Annotated in this window: 4 protein-coding genes and 1 pseudogene; 4 read left to right on the top strand and 1 reads right to left on the bottom strand. The window is 40.1% G+C overall.

Annotation, left to right across the window (positions count from 1 at the left end):
- Window positions 1-187: 187 nt before the first annotated feature.
- Window positions 188-448, top strand: coding sequence for a hypothetical protein (locus CBG25_RS15900; protein ID WP_290607862.1), 261 nt, complete (start codon window positions 188-190; stop codon window positions 446-448).
- 16 nt (window positions 449-464) lie between these two features.
- Here CBG25_RS15900 and CBG25_RS15895 read toward each other — a convergent pair whose 3' ends face one another.
- Window positions 465-824: a hypothetical protein gene (locus CBG25_RS15895; protein ID WP_290607861.1), complete on the bottom strand. Its 360-nt coding sequence runs from the start codon at window positions 822-824 to the stop codon at window positions 465-467.
- A gap of 101 nt (window positions 825-925) precedes the next feature.
- Between CBG25_RS15895 and CBG25_RS15890 the strand changes: the two genes are divergently transcribed.
- The 3 genes and pseudogenes from CBG25_RS15890 to CBG25_RS15880 all read left to right on the top strand — a co-directional run bounded on the left by CBG25_RS15890 (window position 926) and on the right by CBG25_RS15880 (window position 3126).
- Window positions 926-1729 carry a KilA-N domain-containing protein gene (locus tag CBG25_RS15890; RefSeq protein WP_290607859.1) on the top strand — a complete coding sequence of 268 codons (804 nt, stop codon included), beginning with the start codon at window positions 926-928 and terminating at the stop codon, window positions 1727-1729.
- Window positions 1730-1987: 258 nt separating this feature from the next.
- A pseudogene (locus CBG25_RS15885) lies at window positions 1988-2326 on the top strand (ORF6N domain-containing protein); the annotation flags it as partial.
- Window positions 2327-2835: 509 nt separating this feature from the next.
- On the top strand, window positions 2836-3126 hold the full coding sequence (locus CBG25_RS15880) for an antA/AntB antirepressor family protein (RefSeq protein WP_290607857.1): 291 nt from the start codon (window positions 2836-2838) through the stop codon (window positions 3124-3126).
- The last annotated feature ends 71 nt before the right edge of the window (window positions 3127-3197 follow it).

The raw sequence follows: 3197 nt of genomic DNA, 5'->3' as shown, positions 1-3197 counted from the left end.
AATCAAATCAATTTCAGGATGTGTGAATACGGCTCTGCGCTCGTGGGACAGTCAACACTATAAATTATCTTTCAAATAGCTAAATATAGGTTGATTGCGTTTACCCGTACGTGATGACTGTAATCGGACACCAAGTGGCACTTGGCACACATCCTAACTTTTCAGCAAATGTTAACAAGGAGTACATATGATGAGATTGGACAATCCACGCATTGTAACGGCGAAACATCCCAATATGGGTAATTTGGTTGGCGTGACCAATGGGAGTTGTAATTTAAGCGACTCAATATACTTAAGCAGTATTGATATATGGAATGATGACGACAAAGAAATACGCACTTTCAAAAAAATCATACAGTGTTTAACAAAAGAAAATAAGCGTCTTAAAAAAGAGAATTTAAGACTGATGAATATATACCGTGAAGTTGGCGGGCTGTGCAGGATTTGAACCTGCAACCGAAGAATCAGAAGAATTTCAGTATTGCTGTTGCAGCACTAATAGTCACAACGATTACGCCACCAAGTTTTAAAAGTAGTCCAGTAGCAATATGTTCAACATCCTTACGGACTAGTGCTATCTCAGAAGATAAATCTTTACGGACGTTAGAAATTTCAACAGATAAGTCTTTACGAACATCAGCGATTTCTTTTCTAACATCAGCAATATCACGCTTAACATCAGCAATATCAGCTTTAGTCGCTACATCCGCAACTTCATGCGATCTACTTACAACAAGCGAAATAGCCTTAGCTTGCTGACTAGTAAGTCCAGCCGTTTGAAGCTCTTCTGATGCCTGTAGTGTATCAAATGCAACCTGACCCATAGAGAATCCTCCTTTTTGGTAAGTATAACGGGTTTAGGGTTCAATCTGCAAAATCTTTCACGTTAATACCTTAATTCGTTTAATTACGGAGAAATATTTTTATGTCTAAATTAGTGGTTATTGAAAATACCGTTGTCCGTCAAGATGCTTTCGGGCGTTATTGTCTAAATGATTTACACCGTGCGGCAGTTGCGCAAGGTAAAGCCAGCGAGTCGCAACGCCCATCTGTTTTTCTCAGAAGTGAAGGAATTAATAATTTTGTACAAAAAGTAAGCGAAGCATCAAATAGTGCTTCGGTCAACATCATCAAAGGTGGTCTTGAGTCTGGAAGTTGGGCGAATGAACTTGTGGCCATTAGATATGCTGCGTGGATCGAACCAGAATTCGAAGTTCAGGTTTATGAACAATTTCGTGATTCAGTAAAAAGCAACAATGGCGCATTAACCGATAAAGTGCAAGCTGGCTTAGCCATGATCGCTTTTTACAAACAAGAATTGCGTATCGCCCCTTCTGGTCTACTCGGTGCAATGAAAAAATTGCAATCTTCCCTTGGGATGCCAGATATACTACCTGCTTATGCTGTTGATGCCCCCGAAGGTAATTTGACAGTATCAAGCGAAGTGACGCACTCTTTTACGGAGCTTTTACTACTACACGGCAAGCCTTACAGCCCACCATCTGGCTTTAAACGTCTGCAATTATTAGGTATTGTTGAGCGTAAATCACGCCCTAGTAGCAAACATCCTGACAAGGAAAAATTATTCTGGTCACTGACAGAAAAGGGATTACAGTTTGGTAAAAACCTAACAGATCCAAACCATCCCCGTCAGACTCAGCCCCACTTCTATGATAGCCAATTTCCTAGATTGCTAAGCGTGATGATGAACGGAATTGCAGCTGCATAATAAAAAGATTGACATTTTAAATCACTATTGACGAAAGAAGAAATCATGCGCTATAGTTCGTTTAGGTGCTAGAAACACCTTACGAACGGCAACCGCACCCGTTAGTTCTGCGGCTTTTTTGTGTCCATATTTTAGATATGGTCGAGTGTGGGTGAATAAAATACCAGTAATGGAAATAAGCCCGCTTGCCTTCGTACAAGTTTCTAGCACTTGGCCGCCTGAGCCGTTCAGGCTTTCCTCTAGAAAAGGATACGAAAAATGAACACCATCATTCTTGATAACCTTAAAGTTCTAACTCACGATAATATACCTGTTATTACTACTGAGCTCCTTGCTAATTTGTATGGTACCGAAATAATTAGAATTCAGCAAAACTATAACCGTAACAATAATAGATTTATCGAAGGTAAACATTTCTTCAAAATTACGGGTGAATGCTTAAATAATTTGCGACTATCTTTTAGCGAGTCACAAATATCTGCTAAAACTCGCAGTCTCATGCTTTGGACAGAACGAGGAGCGGCTCGCCACGCAAAAATGCTTGAAACCGATAAAGCATGGGATGTATTCGAGCAACTAGAAGACTGTTACTTTAATTCAGCAAAAGTTAATAACCCGCAACCTAGACCCGAAGCCCCCGAACTCTTAAATGATAACGATACTCGTAATCTAGCTCATCTGGTTTGGAGCATGGCGAATGGATTTAGATTCGAGAGAGCATGGACGCAAGGTATCTGGTATGCGCTCCGTCATGCGACAGGAATCGCATCGCCTCAACATTTCGAAGTTAATCAAATCGCAATAATTGCAGAAGAATGCCGCCGGATTTACGGCATTACTGACACGCTCAAATCAGCAATTTTTGATGTTGAAAAACAAGCTATCCGTCGTTTACTTCGTCATAAAGACGATGCCGAGACCGTACTTCGTGAAATGCAGCAACTGTTAGAAGCAAGTACTCACGAACACGATAGCATCATGACTCAATCCCTTGAAAGATGGCAACAAGCGAACGTCAATCGCTTCCTCCAACGTAACTAAATAATCCTAACGCCCCTTTTTACAGGGGCAATCATTCATCAATTTAACTATTGAGAGATACCCTTATGCAAAATTTAATCAACATCGAAACAAAAAACATCAACGGCGAATTAATCCAGACGGTTAATGCGCGTGCTCTACATGCGTTTTTGGAAATTACCACGCGATTTAATGATTGGATAAATAGGCGTATAGCAGAATATAGTTTTGAAGAGAACATTGACTATATTATTGTTGAAAATTTGAGCTACTCAAATTTGAGTAGTGCAAAATCTCGCCAACGTCTGATGAAAGACTACTGGGCACCTCGAAAAACTCAAGATTTTCAATTAACCCTTGGCTTTCATTCTAAATAATTAGATTTTTTTTGATTATCACGCTACTGATTCTATCGCACATTGCCCTGGCTAGGGCCATTTGACCCATT

Origin of the sequence: Arsenophonus sp. ENCA, from assembly GCF_002287155.1 — a bacterium.
Classification (GTDB): domain Bacteria; phylum Pseudomonadota; class Gammaproteobacteria; order Enterobacterales; family Enterobacteriaceae; genus Arsenophonus; species Arsenophonus nilaparvatae.
This window is presented reverse-complemented; position numbering and strand designations above follow the sequence as displayed.

Excerpts from the sequence above, each read along its gene's own strand:
- CBG25_RS15900 (WP_290607862.1), top strand. The coding sequence starts at position 188 with ATGATGAGATTGGACAATCCACGCATTGTAACGGCGAAACATCCCAAT.
- CBG25_RS15895 (WP_290607861.1), bottom strand. The coding sequence starts at position 824 with ATGGGTCAGGTTGCATTTGATACACTACAGGCATCAGAAGAGCTTCAA.
- CBG25_RS15890 (WP_290607859.1), top strand. The coding sequence starts at position 926 with ATGTCTAAATTAGTGGTTATTGAAAATACCGTTGTCCGTCAAGATGCT.
- CBG25_RS15880 (WP_290607857.1), top strand. The coding sequence starts at position 2,836 with ATGCAAAATTTAATCAACATCGAAACAAAAAACATCAACGGCGAATTA.